Source organism: Fretibacterium sp. OH1220_COT-178 (genome assembly GCF_003860125.1).
In the GTDB taxonomy this organism is placed as follows: Bacteria; Synergistota; Synergistia; order Synergistales; family Aminobacteriaceae; genus CAJPSE01.
Map to the genome: position 1 here is coordinate 1 of NZ_RQYL01000009.1, position 22,346 is coordinate 22,346.

General features: G+C 61.3%; 18 protein-coding genes. 6 read left to right on the forward strand and 12 right to left on the reverse strand.

All coding sequences use genetic code 11. The annotated features are described in order from the left end of the window. Positions 1 to 200: 200 nt before the first annotated feature. From EII26_RS13265 to EII26_RS05200, 4 genes are read right to left on the reverse strand one after another with little or no spacing between them, the layout of a single operon-like run. Positions 201 to 521 carry a hypothetical protein gene (locus EII26_RS13265; protein ID WP_199735080.1) on the reverse strand — a complete coding sequence of 107 codons (321 nt, stop codon included), beginning with the start codon at positions 519 to 521 and terminating at the stop codon, positions 201 to 203. 1 nt (position 522) lies between these two features. After that, entirely contained in the window at positions 523 to 3,795 is a 3,273-nt protein-coding gene (locus EII26_RS05190; protein ID WP_124888089.1) for a DEAD/DEAH box helicase, read from the reverse strand. Beyond that, entirely contained in the window at positions 3,792 to 4,586 is a 795-nt protein-coding gene (locus EII26_RS05195; protein WP_124888090.1) for a hypothetical protein, read from the reverse strand. Before EII26_RS05195 ends, EII26_RS05190 begins: the two co-directional genes overlap by 4 nt. Continuing rightward, on the reverse strand, positions 4,583 to 5,677 hold the full coding sequence (locus EII26_RS05200; RefSeq protein WP_124888091.1) for a restriction endonuclease subunit S: 1,095 nt from the start codon (positions 5,675 to 5,677) through the stop codon (positions 4,583 to 4,585). Before EII26_RS05200 ends, EII26_RS05195 begins: the two co-directional genes overlap by 4 nt. Positions 5,678 to 6,055: 378 nt before the next feature. On the opposite strand from EII26_RS05200, the gene EII26_RS05205 reads away from it, so the two are divergent. Beyond that, the gene (locus EII26_RS05205; protein ID WP_124888092.1) at positions 6,056 to 6,430 is read left to right on the forward strand and encodes a hypothetical protein; all 375 of its coding nucleotides are present in this window, start codon (positions 6,056 to 6,058) and stop codon (positions 6,428 to 6,430) included. A gap of 19 nt (positions 6,431 to 6,449) precedes the next feature. Here the strand turns inward: EII26_RS05205 and EII26_RS05210 are convergent, their stop codons facing one another. The 8 genes from EII26_RS05210 to EII26_RS05245 all read right to left on the reverse strand — a co-directional run bounded on the left by EII26_RS05210 (position 6,450) and on the right by EII26_RS05245 (position 16,746). After that, positions 6,450 to 7,379: an ABC transporter ATP-binding protein gene (locus EII26_RS05210; RefSeq protein WP_124888093.1), complete on the reverse strand. Its 930-nt coding sequence runs from the start codon at positions 7,377 to 7,379 to the stop codon at positions 6,450 to 6,452. Between the two features lie 10 nt (positions 7,380 to 7,389). After that, positions 7,390 to 9,027, reverse strand: coding sequence for an ABC transporter permease (locus EII26_RS05215; RefSeq protein WP_124888094.1), 1,638 nt, complete (start codon positions 9,025 to 9,027; stop codon positions 7,390 to 7,392). A gap of 85 nt (positions 9,028 to 9,112) precedes the next feature. After that, complete coding sequence (locus tag EII26_RS05220) at positions 9,113 to 10,108, reverse strand: ABC transporter substrate-binding protein (RefSeq protein ID WP_124888095.1); 996 nt, start codon at positions 10,106 to 10,108, stop codon at positions 9,113 to 9,115. Between the two features lie 84 nt (positions 10,109 to 10,192). Then, on the reverse strand, positions 10,193 to 10,840 hold the full coding sequence (locus EII26_RS05225; protein ID WP_124888096.1) for a PHP domain-containing protein: 648 nt from the start codon (positions 10,838 to 10,840) through the stop codon (positions 10,193 to 10,195). Positions 10,841 to 11,318: 478 nt separating this feature from the next. After that, the gene (locus EII26_RS05230) at positions 11,319 to 12,320 is read right to left on the reverse strand and encodes a hypothetical protein (protein WP_124888097.1); all 1,002 of its coding nucleotides are present in this window, start codon (positions 12,318 to 12,320) and stop codon (positions 11,319 to 11,321) included. Positions 12,321 to 12,410: 90 nt separating this feature from the next. Beyond that, entirely contained in the window at positions 12,411 to 13,994 is a 1,584-nt protein-coding gene (locus tag EII26_RS05235; RefSeq protein WP_124888098.1) for a BCCT family transporter, read from the reverse strand. Positions 13,995 to 14,110: 116 nt separating this feature from the next. Further along, positions 14,111 to 15,421 (reverse strand): glycine/betaine/sarcosine/D-proline family reductase selenoprotein B, encoded by a 1,311-nt coding sequence (locus tag EII26_RS05240; protein ID WP_124888099.1) that lies wholly within the window; start codon positions 15,419 to 15,421, stop codon positions 14,111 to 14,113. Positions 15,422 to 15,438: 17 nt separating this feature from the next. After that, positions 15,439 to 16,746 (reverse strand): glycine/sarcosine/betaine reductase component B subunit, encoded by a 1,308-nt coding sequence (locus EII26_RS05245; RefSeq protein WP_124888100.1) that lies wholly within the window; start codon positions 16,744 to 16,746, stop codon positions 15,439 to 15,441. Between the two features lie 380 nt (positions 16,747 to 17,126). Here EII26_RS05245 and EII26_RS05250 point away from each other — a divergent pair, with 380 nt between their 5' ends. The 5 genes from EII26_RS05250 (at position 17,127) to EII26_RS05265 (ending at position 22,334) form a co-directional block, all read left to right on the forward strand. Beyond that, positions 17,127 to 18,287 (forward strand): hypothetical protein, encoded by a 1,161-nt coding sequence (locus tag EII26_RS05250; protein WP_158612172.1) that lies wholly within the window; start codon positions 17,127 to 17,129, stop codon positions 18,285 to 18,287. A 68-nt stretch (positions 18,288 to 18,355) separates the two neighbouring features. Then, positions 18,356 to 18,559 carry a hypothetical protein gene (locus tag EII26_RS13100; protein ID WP_124888102.1) on the forward strand — a complete coding sequence of 68 codons (204 nt, stop codon included), beginning with the start codon at positions 18,356 to 18,358 and terminating at the stop codon, positions 18,557 to 18,559. A gap of 161 nt (positions 18,560 to 18,720) precedes the next feature. Further along, a complete protein-coding gene (locus tag EII26_RS13105) occupies positions 18,721 to 20,478 on the forward strand; it encodes a hypothetical protein (protein WP_158612173.1) in 1,758 nt (585 codons plus the stop codon). 13 nt (positions 20,479 to 20,491) lie between these two features. After that, positions 20,492 to 21,073 (forward strand): Spi family protease inhibitor, encoded by a 582-nt coding sequence (locus EII26_RS05260; protein WP_158612174.1) that lies wholly within the window; start codon positions 20,492 to 20,494, stop codon positions 21,071 to 21,073. A 58-nt stretch (positions 21,074 to 21,131) separates the two neighbouring features. After that, positions 21,132 to 22,334, forward strand: a complete 1,203-nt coding sequence (locus EII26_RS05265; RefSeq protein ID WP_124888104.1) for a hypothetical protein — start codon at positions 21,132 to 21,134, stop codon at positions 22,332 to 22,334. Positions 22,335 to 22,346: the final 12 nt, after the last annotated feature.

Genomic DNA, 22,346 nt, shown 5'->3' on the forward strand with positions numbered 1-22,346 from the left:
CGAAACAAACAGACCTTCATCGATATGATTTACCTCGTCGCAGGACATTTGAATTTGACTGAATAGTTCCTTACCCACACAGAATAACGAGGAACCACACTGTTCTCTCAAACAGTGACTGCGGGGTGCTCTTTTTTGGCCGGCGGATTTGGGAGGGGCCTGTGCGGAGCCTTCGAAGTCGGCGCCTGCCCGCCATGCATCTAAGATGCCATGCCGGTGTAGTAGGGCGACGGCACCGTTGGGTACGCCCGGAACACATGCACGAAGACCGCCTCGGCCTTATCGCGTATGTCCTCGTCGGAATAGGTTGTCGGCAGCCCGGGATTGAGCTCCTCAATCTTGGCCCGCAGGATGCGCGTCAGCACCACCTCGCGGTCCGATGCCCGGCCCAGCAGGCCGTCTGGACCGAAATCCTCCTTTTTGTAGGCGTACACCGATTCCCAGCCAAGCTCCCGTTCCAGGTACTCGGCGGTCGTCTGTTGGACGAGTGGGTCCTCGGTATAGTAAATTTTAGCCGCCACATTAAGAATTCTCGCCAGAAAGAATATTCCATATTTTCTTGTAGCCGCTTCCGCTTAAGGGTGCCTGCTCCGGCCTTGCGTGGTCCCAATCTCTGGAGGACATGTTTTTTAGGAAAATACGGGCCTTCCCAACAGAATATCGTCCGTCGTCACCGTCAAAGGCATCACGATAAAGCAAACCAAGCTTTTCGGCCACACTTCGAGGAGCGGAGTTCATCCGCATAAGCACAGCATCTTCCGTACGGACACCGTGATAAATCATGGCAGGCAGAGCGTTGATTCGGCGACGCTCTGCCTCGGTCATCCTTTCAAAATCCATCCCTGAAACATGGCTCAAAGCCGATACTCCCCAGGTGCCGTTATTGACAATGGCGCGATAAATCGCCTTGCAGGCATCGGTAAACGCCTCGGTATCCGAGCGCTCGTTATTTTGTGCAAAATACGTTTTCGCTATGTCTTCCAGCCGAACGCCATTCACCCAGTCGCGGGTGATATTGGACAAATGGGCGTGGTCGAATCCATCACCACCGATTTCTTCGAGCTGCTGTTTCAGCTGGGGGACCTTGAGCATAACCCCGAACAAATCTGCCATGCGGCCTGCATCTCCAAACAGGCTTTCCGGTGCCCAGTCATCGGGTCTTAGTTGCTCTTCGAGATTCCGCATGCCGCTCATTGCTTTTTGCACCCCTTCAGGCGAAAAACCGGTCAAGTCGGCCAGCTCCGCCGCCCCCGGCATGTCAGCCAGCTTGCGAGCATAGCTCTTCGTGGCATTCAGTAAAGCATCGGCCTTGTCACGCTGGGCAGGGTCATTGCGCAGGGTCGTATAGCCATAGGTCTGCCGAAGAAGTTGTTCGGATTCAGCCAGCACTGAGTCGAGATTCTTCTTTTCCGCCCAGAGATGGGCGACATAGCAGCGGAAATCTTCCCATTGATCTTGCCAAAGAACGGCATCGAGATTGTTGAGCTGGCCTTGGGCGGCCAGATCATCAAGGAGTGCAACCAAGCGGGAGGCGAGAGCGCCGGTATTGCGGCGAACGAAATCGATTATCGCGTCTCTGTCCTTGCCCTCCGCAAGTCCGACAACGCCAACGCTATCATGCCCGATTCGTCCGGCTCGGCCGGCGAGGTTCCAGAATTCCCGGGGAGACATTTCGACCGACTGCCGCCCCTGCGGGACAAAGCGGGAGGCCAGGAAGATTGAAGATACCGGGAAATTGATACCCTGGGCGATGGTCGATGTCGCGCACAAAACGCGCAGATAGCCGGATTCCGTGAGCCACTCCATAAGCGTCCGGATTTCATCAGACAAACCCGCATGGTGGACGCCGACACCATGATCGAGCATTTTTATCAACTCAAAACTTTGGCTGACCTCGGTCTTGAGAAAGTCCTGAACAAGTCGAACGTCATCGGGGACGACATCAAACTTCTGGATGCTTTCAGCCGCGTGGCGTGCCATGGTCCAGACAGTGCTAATGTTGTTGGCGACGGCAATACTGGTGCCCCGGGCAGACATGATGGAGGCCATGGCAGCCGTCTGTAAGCCGAATCCTGTTTGCTGCCCGCTCGCCAACACCTTGCTCTTCGGCACCGCTATTGGCCTGCAATCGCCCGCACGATGCGTGCCGCGCAACTTCATGGCTCTTTCGGTGACGGTCAGGGTTTCATATTCAAGCCGCCACCCGGCACGTTCTCTATCATCCTCGATTGCACGGTAGAGCCCGACAATCCGTTCGTTCGGTTTCCAGGCGGTGGTGCTGAAACTGATTGTCTTCCCGGCGTTGACGTCTTGCGCAAGCCAACGCGCCACCGTATCACTGCTCTCGACATAGGGCATCAACAGCAGAAAATTAGCTTGAGGGCAATCACGTTTGATCGTGGCAAGAAGAAATTCGATCCGTAGTCCTCTAGCCTCCGTTTCGAGATTGTGCGCTTCGTCCATCACGACAAGCGCAAGCGGGCGCGGCACACCCTTGTTACGGATGACCAGCGAAAGCTTTTCCGGTGTCGCAACCAACACATCAAAAGGCCTTTCCTGATCGGTAAGAAGTTCCTCCTCGAACGTATCGACCTCTATAGCTCCACTGAGTTGTTCAACCCGCAGTCCGATCGGCTCGAAGTCACGGCGTAGCCGTCGTGTAATCTGAGCGGTCAAGGCTCTGGTTGGCGCAACATAGGCGACCCAGCCGTTGTCCGCATCGAACTGATTGAGCGCCTGAAGAATCCGGAACTGCGCTAGCAATGTCTTGCCTCCGGAGGTCGGCATATCAATCACGATCGCAGTCTTGGCTTGGTCGAGAAGCCCCTCTTCCAGCAGAGCGGCGCGTTGTGGTGGCAGTAACTCGAACATCGCTTGATGTTCGCGTTTGGTCAGCGCCTTGACGAATGCCGATACACGAGAGTTAACAGTTCGGGTTCCCCACCACAGGGAGTTGGTGACCATAATCCTGCCAGCAGCTTGAAGCCAGCGCAAAATCATTTCATGCCGAGCGTCGCCCGATGCGGTTGCGGCCTTGATGCCGGATTCAAAATGCTTGTCGAGATCGCCGAAAACGGTATGGGATTGCCCTTGCAGCATGTATTCAGCAAGAATTTCCGTCGCTTTCGCCCAGTGATAGAGGCCAATCAGCCGCAGGGCGATGGCCCGATCTCCAACTGCAGAACCATTATTCAACTGTACTTTCTCGTGCGTTCTCTGGTCTTCCCGCAGCCCGGCTATGATTTCACGGATTCGGTCAAGATCATCCCAGCCATCCTTGCGGAACAGACGTACCCAGCACTCGAACAAACGGTAGAGCAACCGTCGATCCCAAGGCGCATCTACCACTGACGGCACCGTGATTGCGGCTCTGTTTTCCGTGAACCAGCGCCGTAGGTCCGACCAGCGGTCACCGCAATAGGCAAGGGCAGCCAGTTGCAGCACATGGAAGATACGCCCTTCCGTATTTTCCGGTATGGGAGCCAGACGACGAATATCGAAGGCGTGATGCGAGGCAGCGGCAGCTTGACCCCGTAGACCATTGTCACCGCCATCGGGGCGACTCAGGGCGTCCAAACCCTCAATCGCGGCCATTTCATAGGCCAGAGCAACACGCCCTAAAAGTCCTTCGTCAGCTTCATCTTCGGCAAAGGAAAAAGTGATCTGACGGCCAACAGCCTGCCGAACTAGCCGCTCATTGACCACTTCAGTCGCACGAATACGATCAGCTTCGGGAATCGCGCTCAGCGCCCAATGGGACTGAAGGTTTTGTAGTGCTGTAGAGGTAATGGTCATGCGCTACCTCCTGCCTGTGTCGCAAGAGCCTGTGCCGCCAAGTTGCCAATTGTACCGGTTGGCAAATACAGGGCCAGCAGCTCGACCTGCGTGCCCATCGGGCAGCCATTGCCAAGTTTCTCAACTCGCACGCGCAGGTCGTCAATGTTCGGCTCGACATCGCGCACGAGCACGCCAAAAAGCTGAACGTCCGATGGATTGTTGAGATAACGCTTGCTGGCAGCTTTGAAACGGTCCCGCCAAATCGCATTCTTGGCGCGATGGCCCAGGTATTTGAACAGGTCATCACGAATACCGCGCTTGTCCCGGAGGTCTTCCAACTGCTGCTTCAGACCGGTCCGCCCATAAACAGCACCGGGCGGATACTTGGCTTCACCGGACGTCTTGACCTCTCCGAAAACAAAGCGGTCGCCCTGTTCATCTTGTTGAATACCCACCAAATCGGCCCCTGGCAGGCTAGAACCGCTCTTGCGCTCGTCGCGGCCGTCCGGCCAAGGAAACAGACAGTCTCGATGTTCGGTCAGGTAGGCTTCTGCAATGGCCTCGCCAATTCGCCAGTCCTCGACATCATCGGGAGCGGCCAATACCTGCGCCAGCTGCTCTTGCTCGAAAGCGGTTCCCACGACTTCGGCCAACAGTTCTTGAATGTCAGCCTTGCCCCGGTTATCAAAGACCAACGCCGAAACCGGGCCGTTGATTGCTGCGTCCAGTTCTTTCTCGTTCCACAACCGGCCCATTCCGGTGCACGGCAAGGTTCCATGGCTATAACACTCAGCCCCAACAGCGATCATACCGCCACCTCCCCACTCATCCGTTTTGGCAGAAGAAGATCACGGGCGTGGGCGAGCGCGTTGATCTCTTTTTCAAGGACTTGCATCATTCGAAATACGGGCTTCGTCTTCTTATGGAAAATTTTGAGCACGTTCTGAGTCGGCAAAAGAATCTTCGCTCTTTCGAAGTCAACCGATCTCACCGCTGGGTAACTTGCGCCGGTTGTATGGTTGACCAAATGGCCTACAAAGTCATCTGTTGTTACAAACAAATAAAGATAAGAAAAAGGAACGGCCACAGGCGACAAAATCGTGAAGCCTGTAGAAAACGCATTATTTTCATCTGGATCAAGAACTAGTGCGTATGCTCGTAAATTGGGGCGTACATTTGACCCAAAAACGTCTCCATCGGTTCCCTTGCGACGTGCCTGCTCCAGAGCTTCTGAAGATGGCATTTTATTCTTCCAAAGTACTCGCCCCTGTTTCACCGATGAGATGTCTATATAATTGATCTCATTGGGCAGAGTGCTAGCTTTGTGGTTTTCGGCTTTTGTATCTGCAACATCCCCCAGCTTTTTCTTCTCCCACCCCTCCGGGATGCCGTTGACGATTTTTGTGTGCTCGTGGCCGGGGAAGCGGAGGCGGACGAACCATTCCTTGTAGAGCAGCCGTGCCGCCTGCTCCAGCAACTGAATCCGCCGCCGGTTGTTCTCGATCAGGTCGTCGTAGGCTGAGAGGATGGAGACGATTTGCTGTCGCTCAGACATGGACGGCACAGCGACTTCGATATTCCGCAACATCGAAAGATAGATGTTTGACTGCGCGGCCTGTGCGTTGAGGCGCTGAATGTATCTGAACGTTTGAGGTTGCTTGAACCAGTAATATAGGAATCGTGGGGCGACCTGTCGTTGATCGACCCTCATAATTCCAACGGCTTGGTTCGTATTGACAGGGAGGTATCGTTCTTCAACGATTCCGCGCTTCCCAATATCAGCGCCAGCAATGGTGAGCAACACATCACCTTCCTCAAGAATTGATCGTCTCAGCGATTGGTGCACATCTTCAGAAATGCAAAACCCACCGGAAAGATCCAAAGAGCTGTCGCCGTTCAAGGACTCAGCCTAATTATAGTGGATCCCGGAATCAGCAAACCCCTGCTTTTTTGTTGGCGTCGTGCCTTTTGTCACCACATGCGTGAACCGTCCAATTCGTGTCATCGGCCAGCTCATATCCCCAGCTCCTCGAATTTCTTCCTGATCGTCGCGGCCTTGCGGGCACGGGTGATCTCACACCCGACGGGGCTCTTGATATCCGAATGATTATTTGATATATCATCCATCGGTTGCGGATGTCAAGCGGAACCCGAAACCCTGGAGCACGGGCCAATAAAATCCTGGGGCAAGGCCCCAAGGGCCTGCCGGCAGGGTTGGAGGCGGGCTCGGGAGTCGGTTCGGGCCGTCCGAGGGGAAAACGAGAGAGAGGGTGGGCACATGAGAATCGGCGTTCTTCTTCGCGGGGAGGGCGGCGCGGCGCGGGGCGCGGCGTACGAAAAGCTGGCCCCGGAGCTTGGGATGGAGGTCCACACGGTTTGCCCCGAACGGGCCGGCGACCCGCTGCTCCAGGCGGCGCTGTGCTACAGGATGCTCCAGCTCGACTACGACGCGGTCGTCGTCTACCCCGAGAACGGGACCAACCTGGCCGGCCGGATCCGGGGGGCCGCGGTGCACCGCACGGTTCTGGACGTGGGGCCCGGGACCGACCCCGGCCTGCTCGATGGGGTCCCCGGCTATCGTCCCCTTCGCATCGAGGGCATCCCGACCCTCGCCGAGGAGGTCCGGCTCGTCCTGAACGCGCTGTCGGCTTAGGGCGGGCGGGGTCCGGCGGTCAGAGGACCAGGTCGAACCGCACCGGATCCCCCGGACGGCCGGTCCCCTCGTCGTGGCTGGGGAAGACCGCCCTCAGCCTCTGCCCCTCCCAGTCGATGCGCCATTCCACGGCGGCGCCCAGGAACTCCCGCTCCACGAGCCTTCCGACGAGGGCTCCCTGCGGGTTGGGTCTGACCTGGTCCGGGCGCAGCAGGCGCCGCCGGCCCTCCAGCCGTACGGGAAACGCGTCGCCGATGAAGTCGCCGATAAAATCGTCCGCGGGGGCGAAGTAGACCTCCTCGGGCGTGCCCGTCTGGATCAGCCGCCCCGCGTTCATGACGGAGACGCGGTCGGAGATCGAGAGCGCCTCCTCCTGATCGTGGGTCACGTAAAGGGTCGTGATGCCGATGGAGCGCTGGAGTTCCCGGATCTCCGCCCGCATCCGCACCCGGAGCCGGGCGTCCAGGCTCGACAGCGGCTCGTCCAGGAGCAGGACCGCGGGGTTCAGGATCAGGGAGCGCGCCAGGGCCACGCGCTGCTGCTGGCCGCCCGACAGCTCCTGGACCCGGACGCCCGCGCACCCGGGAAGCCCAACCCGCTCCAGCGCCTCCTCTGCGGCCCGGCCGCGCTCCCGCCGGCCGACGCCGCGGACGCGCAGTCCGTAGGCCACGTTCTGCCCCGCCGTCATGTGGGGAAACAGCGCGTGGTTCTGGAATACGGTCGAGGTCGGCCGTCGCTCCGGGGGGAGGTGGGTGATGTCCCTTCCCTCCAGCCGCACGCGCCCCTCGCCGGGGGCGATGAAGCCCCCGGCCACCTTGAGCGTGGTGCTCTTTCCGCACCCGGAGGGGCCCAGCAGGGTCATCAGCTCGCCGCGCCTCAGCTCCAGGTCGAGCCCTCGCAGGGCGGGAACCTCTCCGTAAAGGACTGTAACGTTTTCGAAGGACAGCATCGGAACCTCCTTAGCGGGCGGGGGCGTCGGGCTGACGGCGTCGGCCGAGCCGCCAGGCCAGGGCGTTGACGGCCGCGACCGTGAGGATCAGGAACGTCCCCATCGCCGAGGCCGCGCCGAAGTCCCCCTCGTTGATGGACTCGAAGAGCTCGATCGCCGCCACGCGGGCGTAGGGGCTCACCAGAAAGATGATCGGGCCGGTCGTGGTCATGGCGGCGCTGAAGGCGTTCAGAAAGCCCAGCCGCATGAAAGGGCGCAGGCGGGGCAGCAGCAGGTCCGTCAGGACGCGCACCGGACCGCCCCCCAGGTCCCGCACCGCCTGGACGAGGGCCGGGTCGACCTGGGCGAATCCCGCCCGGGCGGCGCGCAGCGAGGGGGACAGTTGGCGGAAGAGACAGCTCATGGCGATCAGGAAGCTGGCGCCGACCTCGAAGGGCAGCCGTGAGGAGACCAGGAGGTAGCCCACCCCGAAGAAGGTGCCCGGCATCAGGTAGGGCAGGTCCGCCACGGCCTGGACCGTGCGGCGCAGGCCCGGCCCCGCCCGCTCCAGGAGCGGGGCCAGAACCGCGGCGAGGAGACAGCCTCCGAGCCCTGCGGCGAGGGAACAGAGCAGGCTCCGGACGATGCTGTCCGTCCTGAAGCGGAGGATGCCCGAGAGATGCCGGGCGGTGAGGGCGAAGTCCGCTCCCCAGGTCTGGGTGACGCTCCCCAGAAGGATCAGTCCGTAGACCATGACCTGCACCGCCACGAACGTCCAGGTCGGGAGCTCCAGCACGGCGAGGAGCCACCGGGGGAGCCGGAGGGACCGCGCCTCCGCCAGCCCCAGTGCGAGCCCGGACGTCCTGCCCTCCCTCAGGCAGAGGATCCCCAGTGCGGGGACGATCAGCAGGACGTTCATCGCACAGGCCAGGGGAAAGTCCCCCACGCCGATCAGGGTGTTGTAGGCCCGGGAGGCCAGCACCTGAAAACGGCCGCCGACGAAGAGCGGCGTGCCGAAATCCGAGAGGGCGCGGACAAAGACGCTCAGCCCCGCCGCGGCGATCCCCGGCAGGGCCAGGGGCAGGCTGACGAAGCCCAGGGTCCTCAGCGGACCGCCCCCGAGGTCCAGCGACGCCCGTTCGAGCGCGCCGTCCACCCGCTGCAGCGAGGCCGCGATCAGCAGGGCCGCCAGGCCGGTCAGGGAGGCCGTCTCCATCATCAGGACCCCGTGGAAGCCGTAGGGATTCCACTCCACGCCCAGCAGGCGCCACGTCACGAGCCCCCGGCGCCCGAAGAGCATCAGGTAGGCCATCGAACAGAGGAAGGGCGGCGATATGGTCGAGAGCACCAGGGCGGCCACCACCGCGCCGCGGGCGCGTCGACTTCCGTAGACCAGCCTCATGGCGACGGCGGAGCCGATGAGCAGGGTGCACAGGGTCACCCCGCCGGCGAGGACGAAGCTGTCCCGGACCAGCGCGGCGTTTTTGGAAAAGAGCCCCGCATAGGCGCTCAGGGAGAACCGCCCGTCCTGCACCAGGCTCTCGAACAGCACGGAGCCCACGGGCCAGAGCACGAAGGCCGAGAGCAGCGCGCCCACCAGGAGCCAGAGCGCGAGCTCGGCGCCCGACAAGCCCGCGCCCCCGCGCGTTTTCCCCGGGGATGCGGTCATGGCCCCTTCCTCCACGAATGGACCGATCGGGGGCTTCGGCCGAGGAAGCCCCCGAGACCTCGAACGAACTTCACCGGGGACGCCGCTACTTGTTTCCGAACCGCTCCTGCCAGGCCCCGAGGATCTCCTTGCGCTCCTGTCCCGCCCGGATCACGTCGATCTTCATCAGGTTGGAGTCCCGCATGGCCTGGACCTGAGGGGCCAGGGCGACGCCGGGCCGTATGGGGGCCTGGGTGTTGTGGCGTGCGAGCACCTCCTGCCCCTTCGCCGAGAGCACCCAGTCGATCAGGGCCTTGGCGCCCTCGGGGTTCTGAGCCCCCTTGAACACCGCCACCGGGGCGATGTACCACGGCACGCCGTCCTTGGGGAAGGCCATCTCCACCTTGTAGCCCTCCTGCTTCAGGCGCTCGACCGTGTCGAACGGGGCCACGGCCACCGCCGCCTCCCCCAGGCTCACCTTGTTCGCGGGCTCCGCGCCGCGCTTGGAGTAGTAGGGGACGTTGGCGTCGATCGCCTCCAGCAGCTTCCAGCCGGCCTCCGCCCCCATCGTCTGAAGGACGCTCGACACCATGGAGTAGAAGGTGCCGCTCACGGCGGGCGTCGCCATGAGGACCTCGCCCTTGTAGACCGGCTTGGCCAGGTCCTCCCAGCTCTGGGGCATCGGCAGCTTCTTCGCGGCCAGGACCTCCGAGTTGCCCATCAGGACGACCGACCCCAGGGAAATTCCGCTCCAGAGCCCGTCGGCGTCGTAGAACATGGGGTCGTAGGCGGAGCGCTCGGGGGAGACGTAGGGCTCCAGGAACCCCTCGGCCGCGGCGGAGACGTAGCTGTCCAGCCCGCCGCCGAACCAGGCGTCCGCCTGGGCCTTGCCCTTGGCGGCGCGGATGCGGGTCAGCACCTCGCCCGAGGACATCTCCAGGTGGTTCACCGCGATCCCCGTGTCCCGGGTGAAGGCCTCCAGGATGGGCTTGATGCCCGTGTAGGCGATGAAGATGCTGATCCCCTTGCCGGCTTCGGCGGCCCAAACGGGCTGGACGAGACAGAGGGAGAGGACGAGAGCGGCAACACTTTTGCGGAACATGGCAAAACCTCCTCGATGGATTTTTGGCGCGCCGTCGCGCGCGGCGCCTGACGGAAAACGCTCTTGAACCGAAGCGTTACGGCCTCATGGGGCGATCCGGGCCCGGACCCACCCCTCGGCGGGGACGAACGCCGCACCGTTCCAGGCCACGGACTCGCAGGCCCGTGCGCGGATCATGCGGATGAGATCGCGCTCGTCGCGGACGGCCCCGTCGAACCTCGTGGCGAACCGCCCCAGACGATCCGCCCTGTGGGCGTCGCTGCCCCCCAGCTCGGCGAGGCCCAGAAGGCGCGCGGCCCTCAGCGCCTCCAGGTTGGCCTCGGGGCTCGCACTGCCGTTGAAGCATTCGATCCCCCCCAGGGTGGGAAGGTCGCGGACGATCCAGCCCGCCCCGCGCCCGTTGTCGCGGAAGGGGTGGGCCGCCACCGCGACGCCGCCGCATCGGGCCACCCAGTCCATCAGCTCGTCGGACGAGGGGATCCTCTCCGGCGCGCGGTCCAGCCCGAAGACGACGAAGTCCCCTCCCGTCGTCAGCACCTCGATGCCGACGAAGAGCGGGAAGTCGCACTCCCTCCTCAGGGCCTCGACCTCCGCGGCGATCCCCATCGAGTCGTGGTCCGTGATGCAAAGGCCGTCCATTCCCATCTCGCGGGCCCGGAGCACGGCGTCCCTCACGGGCATGGAGCTGTCCGGCGAGTGCTCCCGGGTGTGCAGATGCGTGTCCAGGATCATGGTCCGGCCACCACCGAAGTTCTCATAAAACGATCAACTCCCGAATGTCCGTTTTCAGCGCTCCGGAGCGCGGAGCCTAGGCGTAAGGGCATGCAAAAGAGGGCTCGTTCCCAAAGTACGGCGTGACGGGTCATGCCGACCGGGGGAAGCGCCCTGTTGCGGATTGCAGGAAGCGGGATCCGTTCGCTCAGGTGTCGAGTCGGTGGGGGAGAGGACGGGGGAAGAGGGAGGTCGACGCCGGCCTGGACGAACGCCGAAAGCTCAAACATGCATCCCGTGCATTTTCGGCATCGCCGCTTCGTCATGCAAAACCGGCCATCGAGAACCCCTCCTTCATCATGAACGTCATGCGTCCAAATTATAGCATCGGAAGGCCGCGCCGGACCGGCGTGCAGGGACGGCCTCGAGGGGCGATCGGGAACCGGGAATTTCCGATTCGGATGTTTGCTGAACTTTTCCGTCGGCCGACGGAAATCGTCTACTCCCCGTCCGGGGCGTCGGGGCGCAGGATGCGCACCGTCTCCTCCTGAAACCAGTCGTAGAGCGTGCGCTTCGGTTCTTTCCGGTTCCTCATCCGTTCGATGCTCGTGCCGAGGATCCAGAGCGGGTTGGCGGGGTCGATCAGGTCGTGCCCCCAGGCACGCAGCGTCTGCGTGAGCGCCTCCAACTGTCCCTCGGTGTCCGTGACGAGTGCCAGAAGAACCCAGTTCTCCTGCTGTTCCATGTCGATGTCGAACCACCCGGGCAGGTAGATGCGGCGCTGTTCCATCAGAAAAATATGGAGACGGCCGATCCAGGGCAGAAGGTCCTCCGGCCGGTTCCCTACCCTCTGGACGAAGAGGCGGTCGGCATTGAGAAATCCGAATCGGTCGGAGGGCATGGGCTTGAAGCCCCTATAATGGTCGAAGTCGTAGCGGCTCCGAAGCACGAGGTCGAACGTCAGCGATCCCGCCTCCGCACCGTTCTCCGCGGCCCATCGGTCCAGGCCCTCCTGTCCCGGCGCGGAGAGGGGGCGCGCCGCGACGCCCCAATGGGGAAAGGCCTCGAGAAAGGACCTCACGAGCTGCGCGTCGGGCCACAGGGCGCGGGCACGGCCGCCCTCCAGGACAAAGTACCGATCGTCCGGAAGGCAGGGAACGACGGGAAACGTCTCCTCAACCGACAGCTCCTTGATGCCCCAGTCGGTCACGAACGATCGGTCCAGCAACTGCTCCACTCGGTTCCGCTCCAGCAGCTCACGGGCCCGTCCCTCGTCGATCGGGACCTCGCCCACCGAATCCACGGGAACGCAGAGGTCCCGGGAGACCCGTTCCCGCGTTCGGACGCCCTGCGGCGTGAGCCCGTAGCCGGAGGCGATCCGCACCAGTTCTCCCAAGTCCTCCAGCCTCCTCAGCGCGTCGGGGTCCTCCCCCGCAAGCGCCAGGGTCTCCTCGTCCCAGCAGGGACGCTCGTGTGAAAAAAGCAACAGGCAGCTTTCCATCGTTGGGTACCTCCCACAAGACGCGAAAAAAAGCGGCGAGGGCACCGCGCGGGATGCCCTCTTTTGCCGGTCGTGGAGATTCTGAAAGCGCTACAGTCTGCCCTCCTTCTCGTCCCTGACGAGCGACCGCCACAGAGAGATGCAGGCGCAGACCATGATGATCGCAAAGGGTGGCGCGGCGGTCAGGGAGATGGTCTGAAGGTTCTGGAGCCCGCCGGTCATCAGCAGGACGATGGCCAGTGCGGCCATCAGGACGCCCCAGACGCCCATCTTGGACTTGGAGGGGTTGAGGTCGCCGTGGTTGGAGTACATCGACAGCACGAACGTGGCCGAGTTTGCGGAGGTGACGAAGAAGGTCGTGATGAGAACCAGCATGAGGACCGACATGATGAACCCCAGCGGATAGTACTTGTAGAGCGCGAATACGCCCACAGAGATGTCCTTCGTGACCTGCGCCGCGATGTCGATGCCCTGGACGATCTGAAGGTGCAGCGCGGACGTCCCGAAGATGGCGAACCACGTGAAGCTGCCGAGCGCCGGGACGATGAGGACGCCGGCGACGAACTCGGCTATCGTGCGGCCGCGGGAGATGCGGGCGACGAAGGACCCCACGAAGGGCGCCCACGCGATCCACCAGGCCCAGTAGTACAGGGTCCAGTTCTTCAGGTGCGATTCGTAGGCCCCACCGTAGGGGGCCATGGAGAAGCTCTCCTTGACCAGGCCGCTCACGAAGTCGCCGACGCCGGTCATGAGCGAGCCGACGATGGACAGGGTCGGCCCCACCGCAAACAGGGTGACCATCAGCACCGTGCACACGAGGAGGTTGAAGTTGGCGACCCACTTGATGCCCTTGTCGATCCCCATCACCGCCGAGCCCGTGTACAGGACGGCGAGGACGACGATGATGCCGACCTGGATCCCGGGAGTCTTGGCGACCCCTACGATCTCGTTCATGCCGCTGCTGAGCTGCAGCGTCCCGAGCCCCAGAGAGGTGGTGATGCCGGCCAGGGTCGCGAAGATGGCCAGGACGTCGACGATCTTGCCGAAGGCCCCGTCGACGGCCCTCTGCCCGACGAGGGGGATGAACAGGGAGCTGATGAGTCCCGGGGAATTGCGGCGGAACTGATAGTAGGCCATCGGCATGGCGATGACCGCGTAGCCCGCCCAGGGGTGCAGCCCCCAGTGAAAGAACGAGATCTGCATGGCGTCGCGCGCCGCCTGGATCGATCCGGGTTCCGCCCCGAAGGGCACGTTTCCGAAGTGGATCAGGGGCTCGGCCGCGCCGTAGAACACCAGGCCGACCCCCATGCCGGCCGAGAACAGCATGGCAAACCACGAGGCGTTGCTGTACTCGGGCCGATCCTCCGGATTGCCGAGCCGCACGCCGCGAAAACGGCTGAACGCCATGGCGATGCAAAACACGACGAAGATGTTCATCGTCAGCAGATAGCCCCAGCCGAAGTACTTCGTCAGCCCGCCGAACAGCGCGTTGGCGAAGCCGCCGAAGTTCTCCGGGGCCAGATAGCCCCAGGCCACGACCGCCAGGGTGATGGCGATGGAGATCAGGTAGACGAAGTTGACCGGCCCGCCGGACCCGCCGACGGGGGCGTCCGGGCCGGGCGACGGAGAATGGCGGCTCCGTTCGCCGTTTCTGTTGTCCTTGTTGTCCGTCATCGCAAGCCAGCTCCCTTCCCATGACAAAAAAGGGGCCGGAGGCGAAGTCTTGCAGAAACATCGCTCCAGCCCCTCATCCGTTCGTTCTTCCGAGGCGTCCTTTTGCCCATCCCGTCCTAGAACTTGGAGGGGAAGACCGTGGGCGCATCGACCGGCGTCGCCAGGGCGTCGAGGGCGGCTCCGACGCGGCTGGTGCGCAGCTGCCACTCCGCCTCCTCGCTCAGCTCCGGATCGCCGAGGGGATACGGAACGGAGACGGTCTGGACCATGCGGTTCGCGCCGACCGTCTTGGCGACGTCGAGGAGGTTGCACATCACGACCACCGGCATGCCCGTGCGCTCGATTTCCTTTGCCATCGTTGCACCGCAACGCGTGCAGGTGCCTCAGGTCGCGGTGAGGACTACGGCATCGACCTTGGCGTCGTGCAGCTCCTGGGCTATCTCCCTGCCGAACTTGGCGGCGAAGGCCTGGGTGGTGCCCGTGCCGACGGTGACGTAGAAGTGGTCGTGGAGCTTGCCGAACTTGCCCTGCTTCTCGAACCAGCGCATGGCGTCGACGGGGATGCCGCGGTCGGGCACCGCGCACATGGCCGCAGGGTCGAATCCGGCGTGGATGGTCTTGAACGCGCCCTCGGGCAGTTTGTCGAGCTTCGAGATGTCGTACTTGCCCCACTTCTGGGCGGAGGCGCTCTGGATGCGGTCGGGGTTGTCCACCGGCACGACGCCGCTGGTCGAGACCAGCGCGATGGTGGCCTTGCTCAGGTCGAAGAGGGGCGCCGCGGGCGGGATCTTCTCCATTTTGGGGATGACGAGCTCCGTCTGGAAGGGCTCTCCGTTCAGCTTCTTGAGCAGCATGTCGATGACGCGGTCGGCGGCCATGCGCCCGTCGGGCTGCGGGATCTCGGCGCGGATGCCGCGCGGGAAGTAGCCCTCCTGGGCTGCCGGCAGCAGCGGCTCGCCCCTGGCGATCTTCTGGGCGAAGTTGGCCATGAGGGTGAGGTCGTCCTTCATGAAGGTGGCCTTGCGACCGCCCTTGAAGATGTAGGCGACGGCCTTGTACTCCTCGACGCCGGGGTTCTCCTCGTTCATCGAGGTGACGACCGGTACGCCGTATTTTTCGGCCACCGCCTTGAGGACCAGTCCGCAGCCGACGCCGTAGCGCCCGGCCATGAACGCGGGGCCGGCGAAGAAGATGTCGAACTCCTTGGTGTCGAGCCAGGCCAGGATCTCCTTCAGGGCCTCGTCGGTGTGGTTGGTGATGTAGTTGTCGCCGCAGACGATGGTGTTGGTGACCTCGATGTCCGGCATCATGCCGTTCAGCATCACGGAACAGCCGATGGGCTCCCCGTGAAAGACCGGCTTGGCGTCCGCGGCATCCTCGCCGCCGACCTGACCGAAGAACTGGTTGATGTAGTGAATCGCCTTCATTTTCTATCCCTCCTCAGTTAAAAGTCGGCGCAGGTTCTCCTGGAGTAGCCGCTGATGTGGTTGGCGCAGAACATTCCGTTGTTCTCCATCACGAAGGAGCCGTCGGGATTGATGCAGCCCTCCCAGCCGCCGCTGTTGCCGTCCCGGGCCAGAGCCTCCAGCTCGCCGATGACCTCCATCTTGGGGAACTCGTACATCTGGGACACGTTTCCGGTGGTGACCAGGGCGTCGGTGGCGGGGTTCATGGAGACCAGCGGCTGCGAGGCGCCGTCCCGGCCTGTGCACTCGTCGGAGAGGCCGACCGTCTTGATGCCCAGCCTCTCGAGCTCGACCAGCATGGCGGTGTAGTCGACGTCGGGGTTGCCGTAGCCCTCCTCGACGACCACCGCGCCCTTCGCGCCCAGGCTGACCGCGATCTGGCCGGCCATCTTGACGCAGCGCACCTTCTCGTCCATCTTGACGTTCAGCGTGGACATCAGGACGCCCAGGAAATTGATCGTCCTGCCGTGCTCGGCGTAGAGCCTCTTGAGCATCGGATTGACCGCGAACTCGTAGGTCGAGATCTTCGAGGAGGAGGGCATGAAGCTGCCGGACACCATGCAGCCGTCCAGCAGCTCGTTGGGGTGCATCAGGGTGGGGAGAATGTGGTTGCCGTCCCAGCCGTAGATCAGAGTGTTGTAGCCCATGGCCTCCATCTGGGTCTGAGGCTGCAGAACGTAAAGCACGCCGGGCAGGGCCTTGACGGCGTCGCTGCGGTCGGGAATCGCGGGCAGGTCGTATACCTCGATATTCTCCGGCTGGAGGTCCCTGACGCACTGGCCCACGTACTCGGCCAGCCTCATGCCGGCCCAGCGGAGCGCGCGGTTTTTCTTCTGCTGCTCCCGGCGCTCGAACTCCTCGTCCGTGTCCGCGACCAGGACGAGGTTCGGCATGTCGCCGAAGATCGTATGGTGCTGATATTCCCCGCCCATCGCGATCAGGCCGTCCTGGAAGCCGCCGGCATGAGCGCCTACCACAAGCAGCGAACAGCCCTGGAGGCAGTGGGTGCGCCCGGAACCGGCTATCTCCATCTCGGAAAGCACCCCCGGGAAGATCCCGTGCCCGCCGGAGACCTTGCAGCGCATCTCGAGCGCCTCCTTGACCGGACAGAGGATGACCTCGTCTCCGGGACGGACGATGCGGAGGTCCGCGGCCGTGATGTGCTCGTCCTCGCGGACGACCTTCAGGAGCTCCTCCTTGTTGACGGTGAGGACCCCCTTGTCGTAGCCCGTCCTGTCTCCGAACTTGATGTCCTTGACGTGAAAGGCCCCAATCTCGAGTCGCATGTCATGATCACTCCTTAAAATTAGGATATGAAGCCAGCGGGGCCATTGTAGAAAAAGAAAGGGGCGGACTGCCATAACGAAAAACGTTAGGGCCCGTTAGTAAAAAACGTGACAGAAAAGAATACGATATCGGGCGTTCATTGGGGCAAGGCTGAGGTTCCCGGACCCTCCCCGCCCTTTTGCGCGTCGCCACGTTCCGCCGCCGTAAATTGAGCCTCAATGCCCATAGCAAAATGTCGCATTACGGAAATAGACTTGTTTCATCCGGAGGGGTTTTGTGACTCAAAAATCGTGTTGCGTTATTGTGCTTTTTGGGGGGTCCAAAAACTTCTATGACGTTAAAAGGAGGTATTCCGATGGTGCGGGGAGCTCGTTGTGTTTTGGCAGCGTGTCTGTTACTGGCGTTTTGGGTCTTTCCCTTCGACAGCCGGGCCGGGGGCAGGGGGGCGAGGAGCGGGACGGGCTGGAACGACGGAGAGATGCCGCCGGTATTCAGCCCTTACGTGGAGGACGAGGCGGAGGAGACGGACGAGATGCGGGTGGTCCTGTTCGAGGGCGTGTCCCGGGACATTCCGGCCTACGTCCTCGACGGCCTCCGCAGGCAGGACGGTTCCTTGGAGGTCGGCATCCGGGATTACTTCAAGAACAAAAGCTTCGAGACGCTTTTCACCCCCACGGGGCTTCTGTCCCTTTACTACGGGAAAGAAACGGGAGATAAGATGGCGAAACCCGACCGGGAGGCAATAGCCTGGGTATGCAACGATCTGCCCGACTTCTTCGAGCATTTCTCCCGTGCCCGTCAGCTCGACGCGCTGCGCCTGGAGTACCTGCGCCGCATGGAGGAGCGCCGCCTCATGGCGGAGCTGGGTGCGGGTGTGGAGGACGAGGAAAGCTGGGAGCGAGACCCTCGTTACAATGAGCTTCTCATCCGGCAAGGGAAGGTAGAAATAAAGGGCTACTATGATGAGAGGGGAGAAACGCTGCGGGAGTTGAAGCGGATGAGAGACGGAAGGGTCAAGTACTTGATAATTCATCTTGACGATATTATCGATCGAGGCCCGACGGAACGCGATAAACGGGTGGCGAACAGCCCTGAGGAGATCGTCCGGTTTGTCGCGGACTACTGGGGTATTCCCGAAGGGGCTTCGTGGGACGTCTGGCCGCAGTACGTTTGGGAGAAGGAGCGGAGGATGCGATCGATGGAGGGAGAGGCCTTGAGCAGCCCGACGCACCTGCTGTTTCTCGTCGAGACCGGGGCGCTCCTTCGGCCCTTCGCGCCGGAGGAGGCGTATCGCTGCATGAGCTTGGCCTGGGTGCGCCAGTGCCAGGCGCACCGGGAGCTTTCCGCCCGCATCGTGGAGATCCTGCGCCGTTCCGGCCTCCGAAAGGAGTACGCCCGGGCCGTCAGAAAATGGGGAGGTATGGGAATCCATACCTCCCCCCATCCTGCAAGCCGTCTTGGTGTTTTTGTCAACCCAAGCGAAGACTTTCAAGAGATCCTCGGCGAAATAGTTAAGTTTCGATCTCAGGTCGATTTTTGAACAACAAAAGAAGAGAAAGGCGGATGGAGTGATGAGGAAGATTCTAAGAGGTTTGTGGGCCATGGCTTTTGCCTGCGTCCTGTTCGCCCCTGGAGTGTCATAGGGGCGGCGTGAAGGTGGTTCTGCCGGGAGGGAGCGTGACGTTCAGGAAGGCGCGCTGGTTCACGGGCTTCCACCACCCGGACGCGATCGTCTTTGCGGACGGCACGACCTGGCGATGGAAGGACGTCGCCCCCAATAGGCACAGGCACAGAGGAAAACGGAATTCATAGGTAAATTGAGCCTCAGGGCTTATTGACAAACGTTGTGTTATAAGAATAAGGCTGTCAGGGAGTTTTGTGAGTCAAAATTTCTATTCTGTATTTGTATTCTTGTTCTTGCAGAAAAGGCAACTTCCACGGCTTTGATGAGAAGGCAGTAAGGAGGTATTGCTATGGCGCCAGCGCAGGAATCACGATGGGGACGGGAAGGTTTTTTGTTTCTGGGCATGGCGGCGGGGTTTGTCCTGGGCTATATTCTGGGGGGCATATCCACCGTTGGAGCCGCTCCCGACGACAAACCGAAAGAGACGCTTCGGGCGGAGCAACCGCAAGGTCCATCTCGCCCCACACAGGATAAATGGGCCATATTGGAAGCTCTTGAGGATGATACGGGAGTAAGGGTGCGCTCCATCGAAGAGGCGCAGGTTATAAGGGCGCTCTTCTCCTTTTACGACCGGCTGACCCTGGAAGCCTTCGAGGCGGATCAAAGAGCCTTTGAGAGCACGAACCGAAAACTTTCGGATGAGGAACGGCGCAGACGAAGAGAAATTTTTGAAGTGCAACTCCTTCGGATGCGTGATTTCAAAGATGGTGCGATAGCTCAGGGAGATCTTTCGGACTATGCCTTGCACTTTTTCCTGATGCTGTCCCTTTATGAACTTCGCGTCGTGACCCCACGCCCGTTGCTGAAGCTCTTTGCCGAGGACGTCATGGGGCCTGTCAGTGCGGATTTTTATCAAGCCTATGGCGTCCTGCCGGAGACGGTGATGCATTTCTCGGATCTGGATCAGGACGCCGACCCCAGCCTTTTGGAGAAAAAAATTGTCTTCGGCGGAAAGTACGGGGAAGTGTACAATGCCCAGCGCCTGCGGGATGAGGAGCGGGAAAAGCAGAAAGTTCAGAAGAAGCCCCCTTCTCCTCTCATGGATTCTCCAATTCTAAAGAACCTGCTGTCTTTTTACGACCGGCTGACCCTGGACTCCTTCGAGGCGGATCAGAGGGCGGCGGAAAAGGAGGGCATCCTGGAAGCCCAGAAACGCCCCCTGACGGACGAGGTGAAACGAAGCCGCCTGGAGCATTTCGAGGAAGAAAAACGTGACATGGAGGCCCTGCGCAAGGAACTTCTGGCACAGCCGCCCAAGACGAAGGAGGAACTGCTTCTCTGGGTGTCGCGCACGTTGGGAACGCTGCGGGTGGTGACGCCCCGTCCACTCCTTAAGTTCCTGGCCGAGGAGGTCATGGAACCCCTCTGTGGGGATCTGCATCGCCAATGGGGCATTCTTCCGGGAGAACTGAACGATTATTCCGACCTGAACCTCCAAATGCAACCGATAGGCCCTACATTGGACACGCCCTGGCGTACCTTCCTGGGATCCATAGGAACCCTTCGAGCCTGGGAGCTCACGAGGACGCTCGTCGCGTCGGGGCGCTACAGGGAGCCCTACAGATTTTTCCAGGATCCCCGCCGCTCGGTGAGGGAGGTTTTCCTCACGCCCTATCATCTCAGAGAGTTTTCCTACCTGCCTCTCGAATGCAAAAAGAGGAGGGACTGGCTGGTCTATTACTTCGACGAGCTTCGGAAGGCCGGACAGAAAGAGCTGATCGGGGAGCTGGAACAGGACGTGCTGGATCATTTTTACAATGAAGGGTTGTTGCGCCTCCATTACCTTGCCCTTGCGATCAAGAGGATGTATTTCTACAGAGACTGGAAATCCTTTCCGGAGGTGAACGAGGATCTGAGCGAGGCCTGCAAGAAGATCATCCATGACAAATATAAACGTATCACTCCCTATCGCGCTAAGGACAAAGCCTGGTTCAGCGAGGTCATCACGCTCGAAAAACCCGTTTTCAAATATCCGTCCTCTGATTCTCGGGTTCTCCCTCCCCTTTGTAGCGATGAGTATTCCTATTTTTTCAACAAACTCTGGTGAAGGAGGGTTTGTTATGAATTGGATTCGCAGATTTATGGTGATGTTATCCGTATTTCTTTTGATCGCGGGGTTCCCGACGCTGGCCCGCGCAGCATGGGTCTCGGAGGGGAAGGCACGCAGCGTTGCGGCAAGGTGGCTGAAGGAAAGCCCCGCGCCCATGGGAGAGCTCTTGGGGACGCGGATTCGTGAGCTGACCCGTTACTCTGGGAAGCAACACGGTGATCCGGGGTACTATGTGGCTTTTTTGGACCCCAAGGGCTGGTTGATCATCCCCGGGGATGACACTTTTGAGCCTGTCCTTGCTTTTGGGGCAGACTTTCTGCCCCCGGATCGTTACGAGCGCAGCCCCCTGTACTTTCTTCTGCGGATAGAATCTCCAACTCAGAAAACAGTACTTTCCACTTCAGAACGAATTGATCGAGCCGCTAAAAGCATTGAAACGGAACCCATGAGGGACAGAAGATGGCAGGCCTTAGGCGGAGAAAACGTCATAGCCAGCTCGACGCACTGCGCCGTTCCGGCCTCCAAATCGTCGGACGGGGGACGTGATGGAAACGGCAACCTCCATGGCCTCGAGGAGAAACCTACGCTGTAGGGCAGCGCGAAAGTGGGCTTGGGGCCGTGAGGCCTTTCATCCCATAGGAGGTGTATCGATGATGCGGGGAGCTCGTTGTGTTTTGGCTGCATGCCTGTTGCTGGTGTTTTGGCTTTTCCCCTTCGACCGCCGTGCCGGGGGCGGGGAGGCGAAGGACGGCACGGGCTGGAACGACGGAGAGATGCCGCCGGTCTTCAACCCCTACGTGGAGGACGAGGCGGAGGAGACGGACGAGACGCGGGTGGTCCTGTTCGAGGGCGTGTCCCGGGACATTCCGGCCTACGTCCTCGACGGCCTCCGCAGGCAGGGCGGTTCTTTGGATGCCGCCATCCGGGATTACTTCGACGCCAGGCGTTTCGACACGCTTTTCACCCCCACGGGGCTTCTGTCCCTTTGCCATGGTAAAGATCCGGAGGATAAGATAATAGCGAGAATAGCGAGCCCCGAAAAGGACCCGAAGCTTTGGCATACTGTAAAGCTTTGGGCGTGCGCTCATCTGCCCGACTTCTTCGACCATTTCTCCCGCGCCCGCCGGCTCGACGCGCTGCGCCTGGAGTACCTGCGCCGCATGGAGGAGCGCCGCCTCATGGCGGAGCTGGGGGTGGAGATGGAACAGGGAGAGGAAAGCCCGGAGCGGGATCCCCTGTATCGGCTGGGTGAAGCGGATGCAAAGGGCTACTACGACGAAAAGGGGGAGGCCTTACAGGAACTGAGGGAGATGAGGCGTCATTGGCCCGGTCGAGAATATGCCTTGAGCGTTCGTGCCCTTGATTCTCCTGTTCCACTGAAATTGACGGAACGCGATAAACGGATGGCGAACAGCTCCAAGGAGATCGTACGGGTCGCTGCAAATTACTGGGACATTCCCGAAGGAGCTTCGTGGGACGTCTGGCCGCAGTACGTTTGGGAGAAGGAGCGGAAAATGCGGTCCATGGAGGGGGAGGCCTTGAGCAGCCCGACGCATCTGCTATTTCTCGTCGAGACCGGGACGCTCCTTCGATCCTTCGCACCGGAGGAGGCGTATCGGTGCATGAGCGTGGCCTGGGTGCGTCAGTGCCAGGCGCACCGTGAGCTTTCGGCCCGTATCGTGGAGATTCTGCGCCGTTCCGGCCTTCGTGAAGACTATGCACGGTCCGTTCGGAGATGGAAGAAGGGCGCTTCTTCCCCTGCAAGCCGTCTCGGTGCTTTTGTCAAACCCAGCAAAGTCTTTGATGAGATATTCGATAAAACAGTTAAGATTCGATCTCGGGTTGATTTTTGAATGAATAACGAG